12 protein-coding genes are annotated in these 21,112 nt (G+C 39.4%); 8 read left to right on the top strand and 4 right to left on the bottom strand.

Features of this window, described 5'->3' with window-relative positions:
- Nucleotides 1–98 precede the first annotated feature (98 nt).
- Together BGP15_RS22355 and BGP15_RS22350 are read left to right on the top strand one after the other, a co-directional pair.
- Nucleotides 99–2,381 carry a GH92 family glycosyl hydrolase gene (locus BGP15_RS22355; RefSeq protein ID WP_286770786.1) on the top strand — a complete coding sequence of 761 codons (2,283 nt, stop codon included), beginning with the start codon at nt 99–101 and terminating at the stop codon, nt 2,379–2,381.
- 77 nt (nt 2,382–2,458) lie between these two features.
- Nucleotides 2,459–2,785, top strand: a complete 327-nt coding sequence (locus BGP15_RS22350; protein WP_286770785.1) for a DUF493 domain-containing protein — start codon at nt 2,459–2,461, stop codon at nt 2,783–2,785.
- Between the two features lie 67 nt (nt 2,786–2,852).
- On the opposite strand, the gene BGP15_RS22345 is transcribed toward BGP15_RS22350, so the two are convergent.
- From BGP15_RS22345 to BGP15_RS22330, 4 genes are all read right to left on the bottom strand, one after another.
- Nucleotides 2,853–3,800: a hypothetical protein gene (locus tag BGP15_RS22345; protein WP_201639741.1), complete on the bottom strand. Its 948-nt coding sequence runs from the start codon at nt 3,798–3,800 to the stop codon at nt 2,853–2,855.
- An 82-nt stretch (nt 3,801–3,882) separates the two neighbouring features.
- The gene (gene pnp, locus BGP15_RS22340) at nt 3,883–6,069 is read right to left on the bottom strand and encodes a polyribonucleotide nucleotidyltransferase (protein ID WP_201639742.1); all 2,187 of its coding nucleotides are present in this window, start codon (nt 6,067–6,069) and stop codon (nt 3,883–3,885) included.
- Nucleotides 6,070–6,628: 559 nt separating this feature from the next.
- The gene (gene rpsO / locus BGP15_RS22335; protein WP_046674145.1) at nt 6,629–6,907 is read right to left on the bottom strand and encodes a 30S ribosomal protein S15; all 279 of its coding nucleotides are present in this window, start codon (nt 6,905–6,907) and stop codon (nt 6,629–6,631) included.
- 104 nt (nt 6,908–7,011) lie between these two features.
- Nucleotides 7,012–8,223 (bottom strand): acyltransferase family protein, encoded by a 1,212-nt coding sequence (locus BGP15_RS22330; protein ID WP_115047207.1) that lies wholly within the window; start codon nt 8,221–8,223, stop codon nt 7,012–7,014.
- A gap of 227 nt (nt 8,224–8,450) precedes the next feature.
- On the opposite strand from BGP15_RS22330, the gene BGP15_RS22325 reads away from it, so the two are divergent.
- The 6 genes from BGP15_RS22325 to BGP15_RS22300 all read left to right on the top strand — a co-directional run bounded on the left by BGP15_RS22325 (nt 8,451) and on the right by BGP15_RS22300 (nt 21,091).
- Nucleotides 8,451–9,617 carry an ROK family protein gene (locus BGP15_RS22325; protein ID WP_286770784.1) on the top strand — a complete coding sequence of 389 codons (1,167 nt, stop codon included), beginning with the start codon at nt 8,451–8,453 and terminating at the stop codon, nt 9,615–9,617.
- A gap of 49 nt (nt 9,618–9,666) precedes the next feature.
- Nucleotides 9,667–12,891, top strand: coding sequence for a SusC/RagA family TonB-linked outer membrane protein (locus BGP15_RS22320; RefSeq protein WP_286752303.1), 3,225 nt, complete (start codon nt 9,667–9,669; stop codon nt 12,889–12,891).
- A 19-nt stretch (nt 12,892–12,910) separates the two neighbouring features.
- Entirely contained in the window at nt 12,911–14,491 is a 1,581-nt protein-coding gene (locus tag BGP15_RS22315; RefSeq protein ID WP_156167642.1) for a SusD/RagB family nutrient-binding outer membrane lipoprotein, read from the top strand.
- Nucleotides 14,492–15,025: 534 nt separating this feature from the next.
- Entirely contained in the window at nt 15,026–16,150 is a 1,125-nt protein-coding gene (locus BGP15_RS22310) for an ROK family protein (RefSeq protein WP_286752302.1), read from the top strand.
- Nucleotides 16,151–16,173: 23 nt separating this feature from the next.
- Nucleotides 16,174–19,494, top strand: a complete 3,321-nt coding sequence (locus BGP15_RS22305; RefSeq protein WP_286752301.1) for a SusC/RagA family TonB-linked outer membrane protein — start codon at nt 16,174–16,176, stop codon at nt 19,492–19,494.
- A 4-nt stretch (nt 19,495–19,498) separates the two neighbouring features.
- Nucleotides 19,499–21,091, top strand: a complete 1,593-nt coding sequence (locus tag BGP15_RS22300; RefSeq protein WP_286752300.1) for a SusD/RagB family nutrient-binding outer membrane lipoprotein — start codon at nt 19,499–19,501, stop codon at nt 21,089–21,091.
- Nucleotides 21,092–21,112: the final 21 nt, after the last annotated feature.

The following is a 21,112-nucleotide window of genomic DNA, read 5'->3' as shown; positions in this document are numbered from 1 at the left end:
AAAAAATTTAACGACAATTTACTAAAATAATAATAAAATTGCGCTAAAAGGTTTTATTTACTAATTTTAAGCAGTTTTCAAATACCCGAACAAAACCTATGACAGGAAATAAACTACTCAAAACAGTGTTGGGCACACTAATTTTGCCATTTTGTGCGCAAGCCCAGCAAAATCTTACACAATATGTCAACCCCTTTATTGGGTCCGCGGATCATGGCCACGTCTTTGTTGGTGCGAATGTACCTTTAGGTGCGGTACAATTGGGGCCTACTCAAATCCCACAGATTTGGGACAAGTTCAATGGATGGGATTGGTGCAGTGGATACAATTACAAAAGCCAGGAAATTTTAGGTTTTACCCATACCCACCTGAGCGGAACAGGTATCGGTGACCTCAACGACCTTATGATCGTTCCTGCTAACGGAAAATTACAATTAACGCCCGCAGAATTCAACAAAATGAATACAGGTTATGGCTCTTCCTTCAAAAAAGAAAATGAGGTAGCAAAACCGGGATTCTATAGCGCTTATTTAGATGACTATCAGGTGCAGGCCAACCTGACAGCCACCGAACGTGTTGGTTATCATCAATATCGCTATGAAAAAACAGACAATGCACATATTTTGGTCGATTTAGGTTACCATATCAATTGGGATAAACCGACAGACACCTACATCAAACAGGTGAACGATTCGACCTTTGTTGGTTACCGCTTTTCAACAGGATGGGCGACTGACCAAAAATTGTATTTTGCCATCAGAACTTCCCAACCGATAAAAAAAGTAAGATTTTTCAACGGTAAAGAAGAAAAATTAGGCCAAACAACATTCAAAGGACAGGCAATCAAAGCGGCTTTATTCTTTGATGCTGTTAAAAATAAAACCATCGAACTCAAAGTCGGTATTTCTCCGGTAAGCTCGACCAATGCGCTGAACAACATCAACGCCGAGATTCCAGGCTGGAATTTTGAAAAAGTAAAGCAAGACGCCGATCAACGTTGGAACAAAACCTTAAATAAGATTCAATTTGAAGCCGACAAAGATACGAAGACAATCTTCTATACGGCATTATACCATACCTACTTCGCTCCTACCATCTTCAACGATGCAAATGGCGATTATTTAGGAACTGACAAACAAGTATATGAGAAACAGGATTTTGTCAACCATACGGTATTTTCGCTTTGGGATACTTACCGTGGTCTTCATCCTTTGATGACGATCTTGGAGGACCGTAAAATCAACCAGGATTTTATCAAAACCATGTTGGCGATCTATCAACAACAAGGTAAATTACCCATGTGGCACTTACAAGGCAATGAAACCAATACAATGGTTGGATTACCTGCGATTCCAGTCATTGCGGATGCCTTCTTAAAAGGAATTATTGACGAGAAAGATTATACTTTGATGTGGGAAGCTGTTAAGACCACGGCTATGGGTAATGATCACGGTCTAAAATATGCGCGTGAACTGACTTACATTCCGATCGACAGCATGCCTAATGAGTCTGTAGCATGGGCATTAGAGTATGCGATTGCTGACTTTGGTGCGTATAAAATTGCCGAAAAACTGGGTAAAACAGAAGACGCTGCTTATTTCAAAAAACGCTATAAACTATACGAGCAATATTTTGACAAAGAGGTAGGTCATTTCGTCGGTAAAAAAGCCAATGGCGAGTTCCGCAGACCTTTCGACCCCCTCATGGCCAAACACCGCGAGAATGACTATTGCGAAGGTAATGCTTGGCAATACACCTGGTTAGTACCCCAAGATGTCAAAGGTCTGATCAATCTTTTCGGTGGCGAGGAGAAATTTTTGAAAAAACTGGATTATTTTACGACCATGTCATCGGATCTTGGTGGTGAAGCTTCACCGGATATTTCAGGACTAATCGGCCAATATGCGCAAGGTAACGAACCAAATCACCACATCCCTTACTTGTATGCTTACGCGGGACAACCTTGGAAAGGTGCAGCCTTAGTCCGTAAAGCGATGACTGAGTTTTACACAAACAGTCCAGCTGGTCTATGTGGAAATGATGACGTCGGACAAATGAGCGCATGGTATGTATTCTCGGCAATGGGCTTCTATCCACTGAATGCAATGAGTGGTGTTTATGTCTTCGGCTCGCCGATGATGCAGCATGCGAATATCAATCTACCGAATGGCAAAACGTTAGCGATCGATGTTAAAAACCAAGGCAAAGCCAATCAATATATCAAATCGATCAAGTTAAATGGCAAGCCTTACGCCAAAACGTTCATTACACATGCGCAACTTTTAGCAGGTGGACAGATGGAAATCGAGATGAGTGCTACGCCAAACAAAAACTTTGGTAAAAACAAAGCCGATTGGCCTTCAAACATTGACAATAATTAACTGAAAAATTGTCAGTAAAACATTACTGGATTAATATTTGTTAATACCTTAATAACATATTTAAGGAGAAACAAAACATGGCAGATTACAAAAACATCAATATACAAGATATCTCTGACGGAGGTGATAATCCAAAAGACTTCTATGAAACTTTTAAAGAGCGTTTGGAAGACTTAGAAACATTTCCAAAGGACTATACGTATAAATTTATCTTACCAAAAGATCAGGACCACTTCAATCAGATCCAGAGCGTATTTGATGACACAGGTGCACAGTTTGATTTTAAGGATTCCAAAACAGGTAAGTATACTTCAATTACGGTAAACTTGAACGTTAAAGACGCCGATCAGGTGATCTACTTCTACAAAGAAGTAGCGAAGATAAAAGGTGTTATCATGTTATAAAAAACAAATCAGGCTGTCGAATTGACAGCCTGATTTGTTTCTATTTACTTCTTAAAATACCGCCCCCCTATTTCAACACCGCAACATCCAGCCAATAATCGCCACTAAATCTTTTACTATCATGATGTAGTTTCAATAGATTAACAGCAGTCTCCTCCTTTAAAAAATCCAAAATTCGTTTGACATCCCGCCGGGCAGCAAACTGTTTCCAGCTATTCTTACGATCATAAAAAAAAGACATTTGTCCCTTCATGCTATCCCATGTCCCGCCCAGCGCATATAACTTCGTTTCACTAAACAGTATATTAAAATAGTCATTATATGCCGAGCAATCGAGTGTAATCTCTTTATTTTTATTAGCCACCCAGTCAAATCGATACGAACAGTACATCGGGTTCCCATAGTAAATACCGGGTTTATGGGGAATCTTGGCCTCCTCAAAAAATTGCTTGAGCAATTTCACCACTTCTGGCTCACCATCGTATGCTAAGGGCACATCACTAAGCTCCCGATCCATATATAAGGTAAAAGAAGACAGATTGAGGCCCCAGCGTCCTTGATGATCCAATAAAAACTTGGACAAACGTTCCACAAGCGATGACATCCCACCTCTGAATGAACCCTGCACGGAAAGTGCCTCAAATGGTCTTGCCTCGTTAAATTTATAAGGGCTTTCATACATATCCATCACAAAGCGGTTATATTCCCGATCAAAATTAATGTAAAGCTCGTCTGTCATTGAATCCCTGATAGCTTTATCCTTTAAGATTAACCTATTAAGAGGCCAAAATAAATCCTGTTTATAGGACCACAAAATGGCACGATCCAGTTTATAAAACTCATAATGCCCCTTGGGCAAAATCATATTATTTTTATGTGCATAATGCTGTACAGTGGCAGACAGCTTCTGAAATTTATCCCCAAAAGACCGCTGACCATAAACTGACACATGAATGAGGACAAACACCAGAATCGGACTGGATTTCAAAAGAAGCAAACGAAGTATACTTTTCATAGGATAAAGATGCAGCTAAGTTTTATTTTCCATAAAAAAAGCCCGCGTAAAGCGAGCTTTTCATGTCATTTAAAGAATAAACTTATTCTTGACCAGCACCAGCTACAGGAGCTTCGCCAGCAGGTTTATCCTGCTTTGGTTTGTCTTCTTTCGGCGGACGAGGCAATAAAGCTTTACGGGAAAGCTTCATTTTACCTTGTTTGTCGATATCCAACAATTTAACCGTTACTTTATCACCTTCTTTGAAGATACCGTCCATTGTTTCAAGACGTTTCCAGTCGATTTCAGAGATGTGCAATAAACCGTCTTTACCAGGCATGATTTCAACGAAAGCACCGAATGGCATAATTGATTTCACTTTACCTTCGTAAGTTTCACCAATCTCTGGTTTAGAAGCAATCGCTTTGATACGACCTACTGCATCATCAATAGCCGCTTTATTATCTGCGAATACTTGAACAACACCTTTATTATCAACTTCTTCGATCGAAATTGTAGCACCGGTCTCACGTTGCATTTCTTGGATAATTTTACCACCTGGTCCGATTACAGCGCCAATAAATTCTTTATCGATCAATAATTGAACGATACGTGGTGCATGTGGTTTGTAATCTTCGCGAGGAGCAGAAATTGTTTTCTTCATCTCACCCAAGATGTGTAAACGCGCTTCTTTTGCTTGATCCAAAGCTTGCGTCAACACTTCCCATTTCAAACCATTGATTTTTAAGTCCATTTGACAAGCAACGATACCTTTTTCTGTACCCGTTACTTTAAAGTCCATATCACCTAAATGATCTTCATCACCTAAGATATCCGATAAGATCGCATATTTACCTGTTTTCTCATCAGAAATCAATCCCATGGCAATACCTGAAACTGGCGCTTTCAATTTCACACCGGCATCCAAAAGTGCTAATGTACCAGCACATACAGTTGCCATAGAAGAAGAACCATTTGACTCCAGAATATCAGAAACGACACGGATCGTATATGGATTTTCACTGTCTGCAGGAAGTACCTGTTTCAATGAACGCATTGCTAAGTTACCGTGACCAACTTCACGACGGCCTGGACCTCTGTTAGGTCTTACCTCACCTGTAGAGAATGCAGGAAAGTTGTAGTGAAGAATAAACTTGTTATAACCGTTGATAAAAGCACCATCGATCATTTGCTCATCGTCTTTAGCACCTAAAGTAACCGAAGTCAATGATTGTGTTTCACCACGTGTGAATACAGCTGAACCGTGTGCAGCAGGCAAGTAATCCACTTCTGACCAGATTGGGCGAACTGTACGTACGTTACGGCCATCTAGACGAATTCCCTCATCCAAGACAAGATTACGAACAGCATCATACTGAACATCGTGGAAATATTTTTTAAACAAGAAAGCTGTATCATCATCCAATTCCTCTGGCATTGTTGCTCTGTACTCTTCCGCGATTTTTGCGAAGTTTTCAGAACGGTCATGTTTTGCAGAAGCAGATTTTGCAATAGCGTAAACCTTATCGTAAGTAGCTGCAAAAATAGCATCTCTCAATTCAAGGTTTTCAGGCTCATGGTTATACTCACGTTTAACCGTTTTACCAACTAAGTTAGCCAGTTCTACTTGAGCAGCAACTTGTTTTTTGATCGCTTCATGAGCAAAAGCAATTGCTTCTACCATTTCAGCTTCAGAAATTTCTTTCGCTTCACCTTCAACCATACCAATATCTTGTGCAGAACCAGCAACGATAAATTCTAGCGTTGCTTTTTCAAGTTCAGATAATTTTGGATTGATCACCAATTGACCGTCAATCTTCGCAACGCGAACTTCAGAAATTGGTCCATTAAAAGGAATATCAGAAACAGCAATAGCTGCAGAAGCAGCCAAACCTGCTAAAGCGTCAGGCATAATATCTTTATCTGCAGAGATCAAGCTAATTGCCACTTGTGTATCTGCGTGATAGTTTTCAGGGAACAAAGGACGTAATGCACGGTCTACCAAACGTGAGATCAGTACCTCATAATCCGATAGTCTAGCTTCACGACGTAAGAAACCTCCTGGAATACGGCCTGTTGCCGCATATTTTTCTTGGTAATCTACCGAAAGAGGTAAAAAATCAACCCCAGATTTAGCTTCTTTAGCTGAAACGACCGTTGCAAGCAACATCGTATCACCTTGTTTTAATACTACAGCACCATCGGCTTGTTTTGCCAATTTACCTGTAGACAATTCGATCTGGGTGCCATTACCCATATCGATGGTTGTTTTAATTTCGTTGTAATTCATTTAATCTTGTTTGCGACATGCTTTTCATCTTGTTGGCAGCATGCCAATATTTTAAATACATTAGATTTCAGCACAAAGGTAAATTAAAATATTAAGATTAATGCAATTAACATTCGGCTAAATAAGCAAATACTAACGCGTCGCAGCATTTGCCTACAAAGCCTTTCAATTTCTATCTTCTTCAAGCAGCCGATTCTGCCTTGTGATTGATTACCGAAGAAATTATCCAAAACATAAATCCTCTTAAGATAAATTTCAGGTCTTGCAGTTTTCAAGGTACTTCCTTGTAAATTAATTATAGAAAAGTTATGGCTAAGTTCGACTTGCTACCGACTTGTAAAAAACATGGCTGCACAATGAAAGCACCTTAAAAGGTAGACTCACCGTGGACTCACTGTGGACTCAAGCTGCTTACGGGACGAACCTGGCAAGAACATGGTTTTAACTTGTTTCCATTACTTCCTACACCATGGTTTTCGATCAAGAAAGTCGAGCGTTTTATAAAACAAAAAAGCCACCCAAAATTTGGATGGCTTTCTTAACACCTTTGTATTAAAGCTTATTTGATGATATCACGTAAACCTAGACCTTTAATGATCGCACGGTAACGGTTGATATCTTTTTTGTAAAGATAAGCTAATAATGAACGACGTTTACCTACTAACATTTGTAGGGCACGTTGTGTACCGAAATCTTTTCTGTTTTTTTTCAAGTGCTCAGTTAAGTGAGCAATTCTCTTAGTGAATAAAGCAACTTGACCTTCAGTAGATCCTGTGTTTGTAGCTGATCCAGCAAATTCTGCGAAGATATCAGCTTTGTACTCTTTACTTAAATACATTTCCTGAATAATATTAAAGCGTTAAAAATTTTATTAATTGGCTGCAAAGATAACAAAAATCTTTGAGTGCCAAAATAATTTAACAAGCAAACATCGCGCTGATGCTACACCTTTACATAAATTTTCTTTTTATCCAGCCAATAGCAGATTACCCACATCAACGCCAGGAAACATAGCGAATACACAAAAGAACCAACTTCCGGTATTCCAGGAACTTTTGCGCAAACGTATTTATAAAACCAGGCAAAAGCGTCGAGGTATTTTTGTGTACCATCCTCTTTTACACCATCAGGAATACGGAATAATCCCAAAAAGCGCGGTAGAATACCACTCAAGACAAAGATGAATAAAGGATTTTTACCAAAAACATCAAAAAACTGTGTCAATTTATTTTTTACACCCTGCACTTCAATAAACCAGATCATACCCCCCAGTGTCATGGTTGCCAAACCTGTGGTATAAAGTACGTAGGAACTTGTCCATATTTTTTTGTTGATCGGAAAACCCAAAGCCCATATCCAAGCCAGGACGACTAAAATAAATCCGGTCACAAACATGCCCGCCAGCAATTTAAAATGAGGCTCATTAGAGGGCGGTACTTTAGACCACAACCAATCCACCTGACCTTGTTTTTTTATAAATACACCAACTAAATACCCAAAGACGACCTGAACAATCGTCGGTAATGTGCTCATCAGTCCTTCGGGATCGAAGGGTACCCCCTCCCCTTTGTAAACATGCGGTAAACCTAAAATGGCAATATCATATTGTGTACCGAACCAACCTTCTAAGCTATAGGGATCTGCTCCTCCGGCTATTGCACAAATTGCCCAATATAACAACAGAATAATCGTCGAGATCCAGATTATCGTTTTTTCCTTAAAATAATAGGCGAGAATTGACGCAAAGCAGTAGGCTACGGCAATGCGCTGCAGTACTCCGAAAATCCGAATTCCACGGCTCGGGTCCGCTCCGTCTACCCATTGCTTCAACACAAGGGCTGCGCCATCCCATTTCACGAAAGGCCACCAGTTTATAAAAAGTCCGATCGCAAAAATTAAGACCGTCCGTTTAATTACTTTTTGCCAAAATATCGCCGGACCAGCTTCCTGTAATCGTGGGATAACAAAAGACATGGCATTACCCACTGCGAAAAGAAAAAAAGGAAAAACCAGGTCTGTAGGCGAGCAACCATGCCATTCTGCATGTTTTAGCGGCGCAAACATATGAGCCCATGTCCCCGGATTATTCACCATAATCATCAGTGCCACAGTAGCCCCACGAAAGACATCCAAGGAGTAATAGCGTTGTTTCATAATCAGATACTATAATTAGATGGTAAATATAAGCTATTTAACATTCATTTTTATGCCTAATCTATGATTTAATGGCACAAACAGGAATACAAATTGTTACACAAAAACAAAAAAAACAAAGCATAGCCGCAACTTTTTAAATTTTTTTAAAAAGTATTTTGATCTTACATGCGATTTAACATATCTTTAACAAAAGTTTAATCAACTTTTAGAAACCACACGAACTAATGGAAAAAGAAATATTGAAAAACCTTTATTTTGATTCTGCGCTTTCTATTGCAGAGTTGGTCAAAAAACTCGCTAAGAGTACACCTTCCATTACAAAAATAATCAATCGTTTACTTGAAGAAAAAATAATTGTTGAATGTGGTTTTGCAGAATCTACCGGCGGAAGACGTCCTTTGCAGTTCGCAATTAATCCAGCACTGAATTTTTATATCTTGACGATTTCAACCGATCAGCATTTTTCCACATTTACATTAACAGATCTTAATCAACAGACGATTATCGAACACCGTGATGTTCCCCTAGAATTGAAGTCCAGCAACTCTGCTGATTTACTATTGGACGAAATTGAATCGATTTTGGAACTATCGGGAATCCAAAGGGACAAAATAATTGGTATTGGTCTAAGTATACCAGGATTTGTCAATTCTGAATTGGGTGTCAATGAATCTTATCCCCATAATCATCCTTTATACCGTATCAAAAGTAGCATAGAAGCAAAATACCAAATATCAACTGTGATAGAGAATGACTCCAGATGTATTGCTATCGCAGAAAAAGAGTTTGGATCAGCAAAAGATATTGATCATTCACTCATCATCAATTTAAATTGGGGTGTCGGATTGGGCATTATTATCAATGGCTCTGTTTTTAAAGGCGAATCAGGTTTTGCTGGAGAATTTAGTCATATCCCACTTTCGGATGACAACACGTTATGTTCTTGCGGAAAAAGGGGATGCCTGGAGGTAGAAGCCTCCTTAGACGCAACCATTCGAAGTACGGAAACTGATATCCAAAACAACGAATATTCGATTTATAGCACCTTTGTAAAAAGTAAACTCAACAAAATAGACGCCTTAATTGAAGCTTCGAATGTGGGCGATCAAATCGCTATCAATAATTTAGGAAAAATAGGTTATATGCTAGGTAAAGGCATATCAACACTTATCCATATTCTGAATCCAAAACAGATCATCGTTAGCGGAAGAGGTGCAGAACTGGGACGAATTTTGAATCCACAAATACAAATTGCCATCAATGAATTTTGCATTCCTGAAATTGCAAAAACAACGAATGTTCAAATGTCATCTTTAAACAAACATGCACAAATCAAAGGTACTGCAGCGATTGTAGTCGAAAATCACATTAATAAAATTTTAACAAAATAATAACCACACTAATCATTTACTTATTGTAATTCATACTAATCATTAAAAAATGAGTCTATTTTACAAAAAAGCAGCGGGTATAGCATTGTGTACGCTATTTAGCGCCACTTCGCTTTACGCACAACAAACCATTACTGGTACAGTAACTGACGCCAAAGGTCCAGTTTCAGGAGCGACAGTTTCTGTTAAGGGCACTGCCAAAGGAACCCAAACAAATGCAAGCGGAGCTTTTACCATTCAAGCATCCCCAGGAGAAGTATTACGTATTTCTATTGTGGGTTACCAAACCCAAGAAGTTACGGTTACTTCCGCTAAATCGATTAAAGTATCCTTAAATCAGGACGCTTCGGCTTTAGATGAAGTTGTTGTCACAGCGATGGGCATCAAGCGCGAATCTAAGGCGCTAGGATATGCAGTTAGCAATATCAAAGCAGAGGAAATCACTAAAGCGGGTAACACCAACTTTGGATCAGCACTATACGGTAAAGCCCCAGGTGTGAAAATCACCACTGCTCCGGGTGGTTCTGCCAGTGCGGTTAACGTTCAAATCCGTGGTATCAATTCATTAAACTATCAACGTCAACCCCTCTATGTTGTTGATGGTATCATCATCCGTAACGATCAACAAGGTGGTGCGACTGGTGCAAACAATAATAATTATTGGGACGATCAACGTATTAGGGGTAATGGTATGCTGGACATCAACCCCGCTGATATCGACAATATTTCCATCTTAAAAGGTGCTGCAGCCAGTGCACTATACGGCTCGGACGCTGCAAGTGGGGTAATTGTTATTACAACAAAGAAAGGCACAAAAGGAAGAGGTCTAGGAATTGACTTCAACTATAATGGATCAATCGAAAGAGCAGCCTTTTTACCGAAGTTCCAAAATATTTATGGACCCGGTTACGACGCAGCGACAAACATCGCTAACGGCGCGTCTGCCGAAGGTTGGTTTACAGATGCTAATTCTCCTTCGGGAAGAAGGCCATACTATAGATCCTACGGAAGTTTTGGTCCAAAATTCACTGGCGAAGATGTTATGTGGTGGGACGGACAGGTACGTCAATACAAAGCACGTGAAAATAACTACTACGACGTATTTGACAAAGGCTACAATTCCAATATTAACGTTGGTATCTCAAACCAAACAGAGAAAATTAACTACCGTTTGAGTGCGACCAGAATGGACTATAAAAGTACGAGCCCTGGTAGTAAACAAAACAGAAATACCTTCAACCTTAATAGCACGCTAAAACTTAGCGACAAATTGTCGACCGATATCGTCGCTAACTTTATCAATACCAATACCCACAACAGAACCTATCTGTTGGGTCAGGTACTTGGAAGTTTCGACGGATTTTTCAGCAGAACAGAAGATATGTCTGCCATGAAAAATGCGTATCAAACCACTGACGGCTACAAATATTCCAAATTTGGAACAGGACGTCCTGAAGACTTCAAATACACGATGAGGGCTTCCAACCTCTTAGATTATTTTTGGAATCAATACAAAAACAGTTATGATGAGACCGAAAATAGGATTTTAACAAGTGCCACATTAAACTGGGATGTTGTAAATCACTTGAAACTCCGCGGAAGAATTGGTAATGACTTAACTTCTGCAACGAGCATCAACAAGCAATACAACGAATATGCAACGGCTTACAATTCAACTACCAGCAGTTCTGGAGGCTTCGCAACTTCAAAAGGAGTCTATTCGATCCTGTATGGTGATGTAATGGCAACCTATAGCAACAAAATCAATGCAGATTTCGACTATTCAGCGAGCGTGGGTTTCCAATCGAGATCAGAGCGTTATGATGATCAATCGTCAAGTACAGCAGGTGGTCTTGTCACAGAAAACTGGTTTAGCTTAAGCAACAGTTACGCGCAGGCAACAACTTCAAATAGCAGAAAGGAAATGCTAAAATATGCCTACTTCGGTTCCTTGAATATTGGCTATAAAGGATTTGCTTACTTAGACGGTACTTATCGTTCTGAATATTCTTCTACACTACCTTCATCAAACAATAATTATCGCTATGGTTCGGTTAGTGGTAGCTTTATTTTCAGCGATGCTTTCGATATCAAGTCTGATAAGTTCTCCTACGGTAAACTTCGCGCTTCCTACGGTATTGTTGGTAATGATGCCGCAATCTACGAAGCAAATATCGCTTACAACCAAAATCCATTATTGACCATCAATGGAGCTGTTCCATCATTGACCTATAGAAATAACTATGGAAATCTTAATCTACGTCCTGAGCGTAAATATGAGGTTGAGGTCGGTATGGAATTGAAGTTTCTAAAAAATAGATTAGGATTGGATGTTAGTTACTACAACAACTATATCGACGACCAGATCTTAGGACTTACAACACCAGCCTCTACAGGGGCTACTTCCCAAATTTTGAATATAGGAAAAATTGCCAATAACGGTTTGGAGCTTTCTATCAACGGTACCCCAATTCAAAATGAAAACTTTACCTGGAATTCTAGACTAAACTATTCATTTAATAAGTCGACAGTTAAAACCCTAGCACCGGGCGTTGAAGAATTGGTATTCTACTCTGCCGATGAAAACTCTTTGAAGATTACGGCAAAAGAAGGTGAGAAATTAGGAAATATTTACGTTTATGACATTGCCAAAGATCAAAACGGCAATAATTTGATCTCTGACGATGGACTCTATGTGATCGACAAAACCAAGTACAAATATGCTGGCAACATTATGCCAAAAGCGATAGGCGGTTGGACCAATACATTTACCTATAAAAACTTTATGTTAGACTTTACTGCTGATTATCGTTTTGGAGGTAAAATGGTATCCGAAAACCTCAAATACGGCATGAGTGCTGGTCTATATGAAAACACCTTACCATATCGCGAAAATGGAGTGACTTTGCAAGGTGTTAACGCCAATACAGGAAAAGCAAACGATGTACATTTGAGTGCTGCAGAATATTACATGAACACATTCGGATGGGGTGCAGATTCTTGGACTGAAAAAGGTGCCGTTTACGACAACAACTTTATCAAATTAAGAGAATTGTCTATTGGTTACCGTATTCCAGACAGTTTCACCAAAAGACTTAAAATTAACAACTTAAAGGTTTCTTTATTGGGCAGAAATCTATTCTACTTCTACCGTACATTGAAAAATCTTGACCCTGAAGCTCCAGTAGGTAACAAATGGTGGGCACAAGGTGTAGACGTTGGTTCATCTGCTGCTACCCGAAGTTTCGGTTTTTCATTGAATGCTAATTTTTAATTTTTTACCCACGAGAATCATGAAAAAAACTTTTCTTTCTATATTAACTTTGGTTTCGGCCCTATCGACGATGGTCGGCTGTAAATCACAACTTGACGACAAGTTTCAAAACCCAGATGCATCGACAAAAGCAAATATTCCGGCGTTCTTTGCCGAAATGCTAAATAATGATCGTGTAAGACCAGCTTATTACCACTACCGTACATTTATTCTGTCCAATCAGGCAGTATATACGCAGACAGCGTCTTTTTATCCGTCAAATACCATGTATCAGCCGAACGATAGCTACTCTTATGCATATTGGACGGATTTTTATGCTCCTGGTGTACTGGGTATCACAAGAAGCATGGAAAAAGCATACGCTGAACTTCCTGAAGCGGAGAAAGCAAGTAAAGAGATCTTTATCCAAACGGGCAAAATTGTATTGTTTGACGAAGCATCTAAACTTGTTGACAACTTTGGAGATATCCCTTTCAGTGAAGCCGGTAGTCTACCAACAACAAGTACGATTATTAAGCCAAAGTTTGATGCGCAAAAAGAATTATACAATCAGTTCATCAGCGAATTGAAAAATATCAACACGTATTTATCAACAGCAACGACCAATCCCGATTTTTCAAAATACGATATCTTGAATAGCGGGAATGTTGCGAAATGGCGTAAGTATGCCAATTCACTTCGCCTGCGTCTATTGATGCGCATTTCTTTTGTTGATGAGGCAAAAGCAAGAACTGAAGTACTTGAAATGCTGAATAACCCAACACAATATCCATTGGCAGATGGTGGCGCAACGGCAAACTATAACCCCAGAAATGAAGACATCTTATTGCAGCCGCTAACCAACTATACCGGAACATTGAGACAGGCTTTGATTGAAGGTCCTAACCAATTCGCAACAGATCATATGTTGAACAAAGTGATGTTACCAGCGAATGATCCACGTATTCCGGTACTTTATGATAAATTCGGAAAAACAGTAGACGGTAAGTTTGTTCAGAACAAAGAGTATAGAGCAATGCCAATTTCCTTTACTTCAGCGGATATGGAGAAGAATTATCAAGACTACGCTGTGTTGGATTCGGCAACTATCTTCGACAACAATGCTTTGCCGGGAATTGTCATTACCGCTTCTGAAACCAATTTCAATAAAGCTGAAGCGTTATTAAGATGGGGAGCAAGTAATGCAGCCAAAGATGCTTACGATGTCGCTGTTAAACAATCCGTTTCTTTCTATTATTATTTAAATAATTTAAATACTTCAGGACTGAAAACAGAGAAAAAACCTACCGATGACGTCATCAATGACTTTGTAGACAAATCGACTATCAGCTTTTCAACAACTCAAGCAAAGAACCTAGAATTAATATGGACTCAAAAATGGTTACATTATGGTTTTTTACAGGCACAACAAGCTTGGGCTGAATTGAGACGTACAGGATATCCAATATTGACATATCCTGTGGCTGGATTGGCTAATTACGCAAATCCTCCTAAACGTTTATTATATCCTACCCAAGAGATTTCAAATAATAGTTCTAATTACGATGCTGTTAAAGCAAATGATACAAGAACAACTAAAATCTTCTGGGACGTCAAATAGATGATCACACATTAAACGAATGAAATCTCGCGAGCAATTGTCCTGAGATTTTGAGAGAGCCTGGTAATACCAGGCTCTTTTTGTTTTGCTATATCATAAATAATCGAAGATAGAGTCGGTTATAATATTACAATCTCCCCTAAAAAAACGGATAATTCCGAGATACCATTCGGAGCTTCTCCTCAAAAAACCTTTTAATATTATAGCAATTTCGTTACAATACTCACCCAACCTTTCTTTAATCGATAAAAAAAAGAGCCTTCTTTTGAGCAAAAACACATTATCATCAAATTCTTTTTAAAAATTTTAAAAAGAATTTTGAACTTAACACAAAGTGTGTTTATCTTTAACATACAATGCTTATGAGAATCTAAACATATTGATGATCTATAAGCAAGTTACTATGAAAAACCAAGGCGCGATGAAATGATTTTTATCAGCCATTATGAAACTTAGAGAAAACCAATAGTTATACTAATACAATTGAACTAAATTATGGGCGGCGAAATTTTGAGAATTTTGTATTACAGGCCGATGCAACCGATTGCAGACATTGCAAACTCTTTATCGAAAAGCATCCCCTCTGTCACCAAGCAGATCAATGATCTTTTGACACGAAATGTTGTTGTCGAAAAAGGTTATGCAGCATCCACAGGTGGAAGAAAAGCTATACAATACATGCTTAATGAAAATTTACAGCAAAGTATTATTAGCGTGTCTATTGATCAATTCTATACATCCATATCTTCCTCAAATCTCAAGGCTGAAACAATTTCGTCGCAAAATAATATTCCAATCGACCTTAGAGATAAGAAGGCAACGGAGTCCATTCTGGAAGCATTGAACAATTTCATCATTTCCAACCAGATCAACATTACACAAGTAATCGGTATTGGAATTAGTATGCCTGGTTTTGTTGATTCGGAAACAGGTCTCAATGAATCGTACAATGAAGATTCGCCCTTATATAACATTCGAAAACTATTTGAACAAAAATTTAAGGTTCCGGCCATCATTGACAATGACTCACGTTGTATCGCCCTAGCGGAACGGAAATTTGGTGAAGCAAAAGATTCATCCCACTCGCTCGTGATCAATCTAAACTGGGGTGTAGGCTTAGGAATACTCATCAATGATGATATCTTCAAGGGAACATCAGGTTATGCCGGCGAATTCAGCCATATTCCACTTTCCGATACATTAACCTTATGCTCATGTGGCAAACGCGGCTGTCTTGAAGTCGAAGCTTCCATTAGTGCAGCCATTCGAAATACCGAGCGGGATATAAAGAATGGAGAATATTCCATTTATGATAAACTAGCCCATGAACACATCAATAAAATCGACGCATTAATTGAAGCTGTCCAAATCGGAGATCAGGTAGCAATCAACAACATTGGGAAAGTTGGCTATTTACTTGGCAAGGGAATTTCGACGTTAATACACATCCTCAATCCGGATAAAATAATCATCAGTGGCCGGGGAGCCGAAATCGGGGACATTTTGGCGCCTCATATTCAAGTGGCCATTAATGAATATAGCATTCCGAAGATTTCAAGGAAGACAACATTGGCAATTTCCACACTGCATAAAAGGGCGCAACAAAAGGGGACAACTGCCTTAGTCATCGAAAAATATATTACTAACATAATTAACTAACGTTTTACACAAACACCTAAAACATGAGTCTATTTTACAAAAAAACTGCAGGATTGGCGCTATGTACACTTTTCAGTGCTACAGCGCTCTATGCGCAGCAAAGCATTTCTGGAATAGTTTCAGATGCTAATGGACCAATTTCTGGCGCCACTGTCTCCGTAAAAGGAACCACCAGAGGAACTCAAACTGGCGGCAATGGATCTTTCACAATCCAAGCTTCAACAGGTGAAACTTTGCGCATCTCCATGGTGGGCTACAAATCCCAAGAAGTTGTGGTTGGTTCCAACAAAACAATTAATGTAAGCTTAACCAGCGATCAATCCAACCTGGAAGAAGTTGTTGTTACAGCCATGGGTATCAAAAAAGCCCCGAGAGAGCTTGGTTATGCCATGAGTACAATTGATTCCAAAGAACTAACAAAAACCGGTTCACCAAACTTTGCGGGGGCATTGTATGGTAAAGCACCGGGCGTACGCATCACAACTGCTCCAGGGGGAGCAACCTCAGGGGTAAATATCAATATTCGTGGTATTAACTCTATCACAGGAGGCTCACAACCGTTAGTCATTATTGATGGGGTACCTATGCGCCAAAATAAATTTGATAACTCCAATTATTGGGGCGACCAACGTGCTCGCGGTAATGGCCTTGAGGATTTAAACCCTGAGGATATCGAAACAGTATCCATTTTAAAAGGAGCTTCAGCTGCTGCATTATATGGATCTGAAGCGATGAATGGTGTTGTCCTTATCACAACAAAATCAAATAAGGGGGGGACAGGCTTTTCAATTGATTTTAATGCAAACTATACGCATGATCAAATTGCATACCTACCCAAATTCCAAAATGTACGGGGGCCAGGCTATAGCTTAGCTTATGCAAATGGAGGACAGGCTGAAGATAAATTTTTCTATTATGGCGCTGATAGGGCTGTTGATGGAGTTACAAGAGGTGTTCTACCCGCAACGGTAAACTTCGGGCCTAAATTTGATGGACTACCAACGGTAACATGGGATGGTAAGGTGCGTCCTTATGAAGCTCAGAATGCTTACGGAAAGTTTTTCAACAATCCCAACAATACATCCCTTAATCTCGCGTTAGGCCACGCAACAGAAACGTCAAATGTTCGTTTCTCCCTTACTCGTCAAGATAATCAGATGACGTCGTTCGATTCATATAACAAAAAGAACATTGTCAATTTTAACTCAACATTTAAATTGTGGAATAAACTAACAACCGATGTTGTCGTTAATTATATCAATCAGCATACGCATAACAGACCATTTATGACGGATCGCTTGATTAACAATTTTACGGGGATGATTTCCACGTTTGATAACCCAGACTGGTATGCAGATCGCTATCAAACGAGCCTAGGGTATAAATATGTAACTGGAACGAATCAAAGTCTTACCCCAGGTGAAAATCTAATACACAACGGATATAAAGTCGATGTATTAGATTACTATTGGAATACTCGAGCTAAAACAAGTGATGAATATTCAAACCGTCTAATTGGTTCATTTACGAATACTTATCAAATAACAGACGATTTATCTGTTCGCGCTAGATTCTCTGCTGACGTTACATCAGCACGATTTGAAGATCGCAGCCCTAATCGCTTCCCATTACTTTACGGTTTTGACACCGAATCAGGATTTACGACAAAAAATCAAAATCAAAACATTTATTACACCGACCTTCTTGCCTCCTATAAAAAACAAATTAATAAGGACATTAAGTTAGGAGCTGCAGTAGGCTATACTGCGACAAAAAATCAGGACTTTTCGGTTAGTGGCTGGACTAACGGTGGATTATCTCAACGCAATTGGTATGATCTATCAGCCTCCGTTAATGATTCCAGAAGCTCACAAGCTAGGGTTTGGTCATTAAGAGATGCAACTTTTGGAACTTTAAATTTTAGTTTTAAAGACTATTGGTATGTAGAAGGGACATTACGTCGTGAGCTTATTTCACAGATGCACCCAGATAACAATGTTTTGTATTATCCATCGGTCAACTCAAGTTTAATCTTATCTGATGCGTTTAAACTTCCGGAAATCTTCGATTATGCGAAATTAAGAGGCTCATGGGGAATTGTGGGAAATTATCCTAATATTTTCCAAAGCGCCTTGAGCTTCTCTCAAAAAACACTGGGCGATCAAGGAACAGGATCTGTGATTTATACACAGGTTCCAACCTCCGGCTTCGGAAATGAGCGCATTAAACCTGAGACCAAGCATGAGATCGAATTTGGTTTAGAAACTAGATTGTTAAAAGGCCGATTAGGATTTGACATTACTTATTACAATGGCCAGATCAAAGATCAGATCCTAGATTTCTCTTTACCAATGACGACAGGTGCTAGCTCTATTGTTGCAAACGTAGGTACATTACGTAACAAAGGATGGGAATTTGTTGTTAACGGTACACCAGTTCAAAGTGAAAACTTCAAGTGGAATACAACCGTTAACCTTGCGTTCAACAGAAACAAGGTCGAGCAATTAGCAGGCGGTGCGACCGAATTAGAGCACCGATTTATTGATGGTGATGCAGCTAAGATTATTTCGAGAGTTGGAGAACCATTGGGTGATATCTACGCTCGGCCGGTAAAAACAGATGATCAAGGACGAATGATTGTTGACGCAAATGGTTTATATCAATTGGACAACACAACGTACAAAAAAGTTGGTAATGCCATGCCTAAAGCAATTGGTGGGTTCATCAACTCCTTTAGTTACAAAAATTTCACTTTGGACGCTCTAATTGACTTCCGCTGGGGAGGACATATTATGCCTACCGGTATCAACTGGATGAAAAGTAGAGGTTTGCTAGAAGAAACCTTAGAGGGTATGGACGCCGAACATGGTGGATTGAGTTACTACTTGTCTGGAGGAAAAGGAATTGCTACTACTGGTTCCACTGGACCTAATGGAGAAACGGTTTATCATGATGGTATGTTATTGGACGGGGTTTTATTAGATGGTACTAAAAACGCGAATATCATCTCCCAAGCGACCTACTTCAATTCAACCTATAACTGGGGTGGCCCACAATATGGCGGAAACTCTCGTTATGAACTTTATGTAGAGAAAAACAACTATATCAAGATGCGTGAACTTTCGCTCGCTTATAGACTTCCGAAAGATTTCGCTCGCAAGTTAAAAGCGAAAAACATCAGTTTATCGGCCTTTGGAAGAAACTTGTTCTTCATCTACAGAACCGCCAAACACCTCGATCCTGAACAAATGACAGGTGGTTCACACTGGTCACAACAAATTACCAATGCTGGTTCAGGTCCAGCAACAAGAACTTATGGTTTAATGTTACGCGCAAGTTTCTAAAATTATGAAAATCAAAAAACACATCTTACTTGCTGGTCTATGTGCCGCGGGTATTACAGCAATAACCTCTTGTAGTAAATCATCTTTTGATGAGTTATATAGAGATCCAGGAAAAATAAGTGAAGTGTCAGCCGACAAACAGTTCGCAGGAATTACCTATTCCTACAGAGAACTGGTTGTCCCAAGTTACTGGAATTACTTTGTTATCCTCCGATCGACTGCTAATCGCTATGTTCAAGCTACGGGATGGGCAAACGAGAATAATCAATTGATACCTGGAGGTGCTTCTATCCAGGATCGTTGGAATACTTATTATGCAGGTCTTGCACAATATCGAGAATTTGAAAAAGTATACACAGCTTTGCCAGAAGCAGAGCGAACTCAGCTACGCATATTTTACCTTGCAGCGAAAATTTTCTTTTATGATCAAACGCAACAGGTTGTTGATTTACATGGAGACATCCCTTGGTCGCAAGCAGGCATGTTGAGTACCAATGGCGGAAATTATCCGAGCTCGTATGCTAAATATGATACTGCAGAAGAAATATATAAAGCTATGCTGGATGACCTAAAATCCATCAGTACCGAGCTTAATACGTTGCCAGCACTAACTTCAGGTGTTTCCACGTCTTTTAAAACCCAGGATTTAATAAACAAAGGTGATATTACACTATGGAAAAAATATTGTAATTCCCTTCGCCTACGTATGTTGACTCGCGTCAGTGCTGCCTCTACTTTTACAGCAAGAGCAAACCAAGAGCTGGCCGACATTGTTGGAAATCAATCAACTTATCCTTTAACTCTCACCAATGCAGATAATATCGACATCAGTGTCTTCAATTCAGGATCTGATATCAATGCGAGAGGATTTAGAGATGGTTTAGAAAGCTGGAACGCCAATATTGCCGGGAAAGTAATGATCGACAACATGGTGTCAAAGGCAGACCCGAGATTACCATTTATTTTTGAACCTGGACAAGGTGCAAATGGGGCTTATATTGGGCTAGATCAGTCTCTAACGAGTGCAGAACAAACTGCTTTGATTTCCGGAACACCAGCTAATCCAAGTAAGATTGCCATCTATAATCGTTCTACTTACTCGAGAAATGAATATTTCCCAGGGTTACTGATCACGGCATCGGAAGTCAATTATTTACTTGCTGAGTATTACAACAGGACTGGAAATAATGCTGCTGCAAAATCAGCCTTCGAACAGGGTATAAAACAATCCATCGCACTATTCCCTGCAATCAGAGCATTGAGCAAAGATAATACGACTACTGCCGCAACTCAACCAACAGAAGATCAGATTAATACCTATATTTCAAATATTGGTTGGGGAACAAATAACATTCAATTAATCGCTACTCAAAAATGGCTACATTTCAATGTTATTCAACCTTTACAATCCTGGGCGGAAGTAAGAAGATTAAATTACCCTGTATTTACTTTTAGAACAGAAGTATCTGATATTCAAAAAACTGTCCCTGCGAGATGGAATATCCCCGCAACAGAAGTGAATTTAAATGGCGCAAATTATGACGCTGTAAAAAGCAAAGATAAGCTTGACACCAAACTCTTCTGGGACGTAAATTAACGCAAAAGCTACATCTATCTT

It is taken from the genome of Sphingobacterium sp. 40-24 (assembly GCF_001899705.1).
In the GTDB taxonomy this organism is placed as follows: domain Bacteria; phylum Bacteroidota; class Bacteroidia; order Sphingobacteriales; family Sphingobacteriaceae; genus Sphingobacterium; species Sphingobacterium multivorum.
The sequence above is the reverse complement of the archived record's forward strand: the minus strand, read 5'-3'. Positions and strand labels throughout refer to the sequence as shown.

Coding starts and splice junctions, on each gene's coding strand:
- BGP15_RS22355 (WP_286770786.1), top strand. CDS start 99: ATGACAGGAAATAAACTACTCAAAACAGTGTTGGGCACACTAATTTTG.
- BGP15_RS22350 (WP_286770785.1), top strand. CDS start 2,459: ATGGCAGATTACAAAAACATCAATATACAAGATATCTCTGACGGAGGT.
- BGP15_RS22345 (WP_201639741.1), bottom strand. CDS start 3,800: ATGAAAAGTATACTTCGTTTGCTTCTTTTGAAATCCAGTCCGATTCTG.
- pnp (WP_201639742.1), bottom strand. CDS start 6,069: ATGAATTACAACGAAATTAAAACAACCATCGATATGGGTAATGGCACC.
- rpsO (WP_046674145.1), bottom strand. CDS start 6,907: ATGTATTTAAGTAAAGAGTACAAAGCTGATATCTTCGCAGAATTTGCT.
- BGP15_RS22330 (WP_115047207.1), bottom strand. CDS start 8,223: ATGAAACAACGCTATTACTCCTTGGATGTCTTTCGTGGGGCTACTGTG.
- BGP15_RS22325 (WP_286770784.1), top strand. CDS start 8,451: ATGGAAAAAGAAATATTGAAAAACCTTTATTTTGATTCTGCGCTTTCT.
- BGP15_RS22320 (WP_286752303.1), top strand. CDS start 9,667: ATGAGTCTATTTTACAAAAAAGCAGCGGGTATAGCATTGTGTACGCTA.
- BGP15_RS22315 (WP_156167642.1), top strand. CDS start 12,911: ATGAAAAAAACTTTTCTTTCTATATTAACTTTGGTTTCGGCCCTATCG.
- BGP15_RS22310 (WP_286752302.1), top strand. CDS start 15,026: ATGCAACCGATTGCAGACATTGCAAACTCTTTATCGAAAAGCATCCCC.
- BGP15_RS22305 (WP_286752301.1), top strand. CDS start 16,174: ATGAGTCTATTTTACAAAAAAACTGCAGGATTGGCGCTATGTACACTT.
- BGP15_RS22300 (WP_286752300.1), top strand. CDS start 19,499: ATGAAAATCAAAAAACACATCTTACTTGCTGGTCTATGTGCCGCGGGT.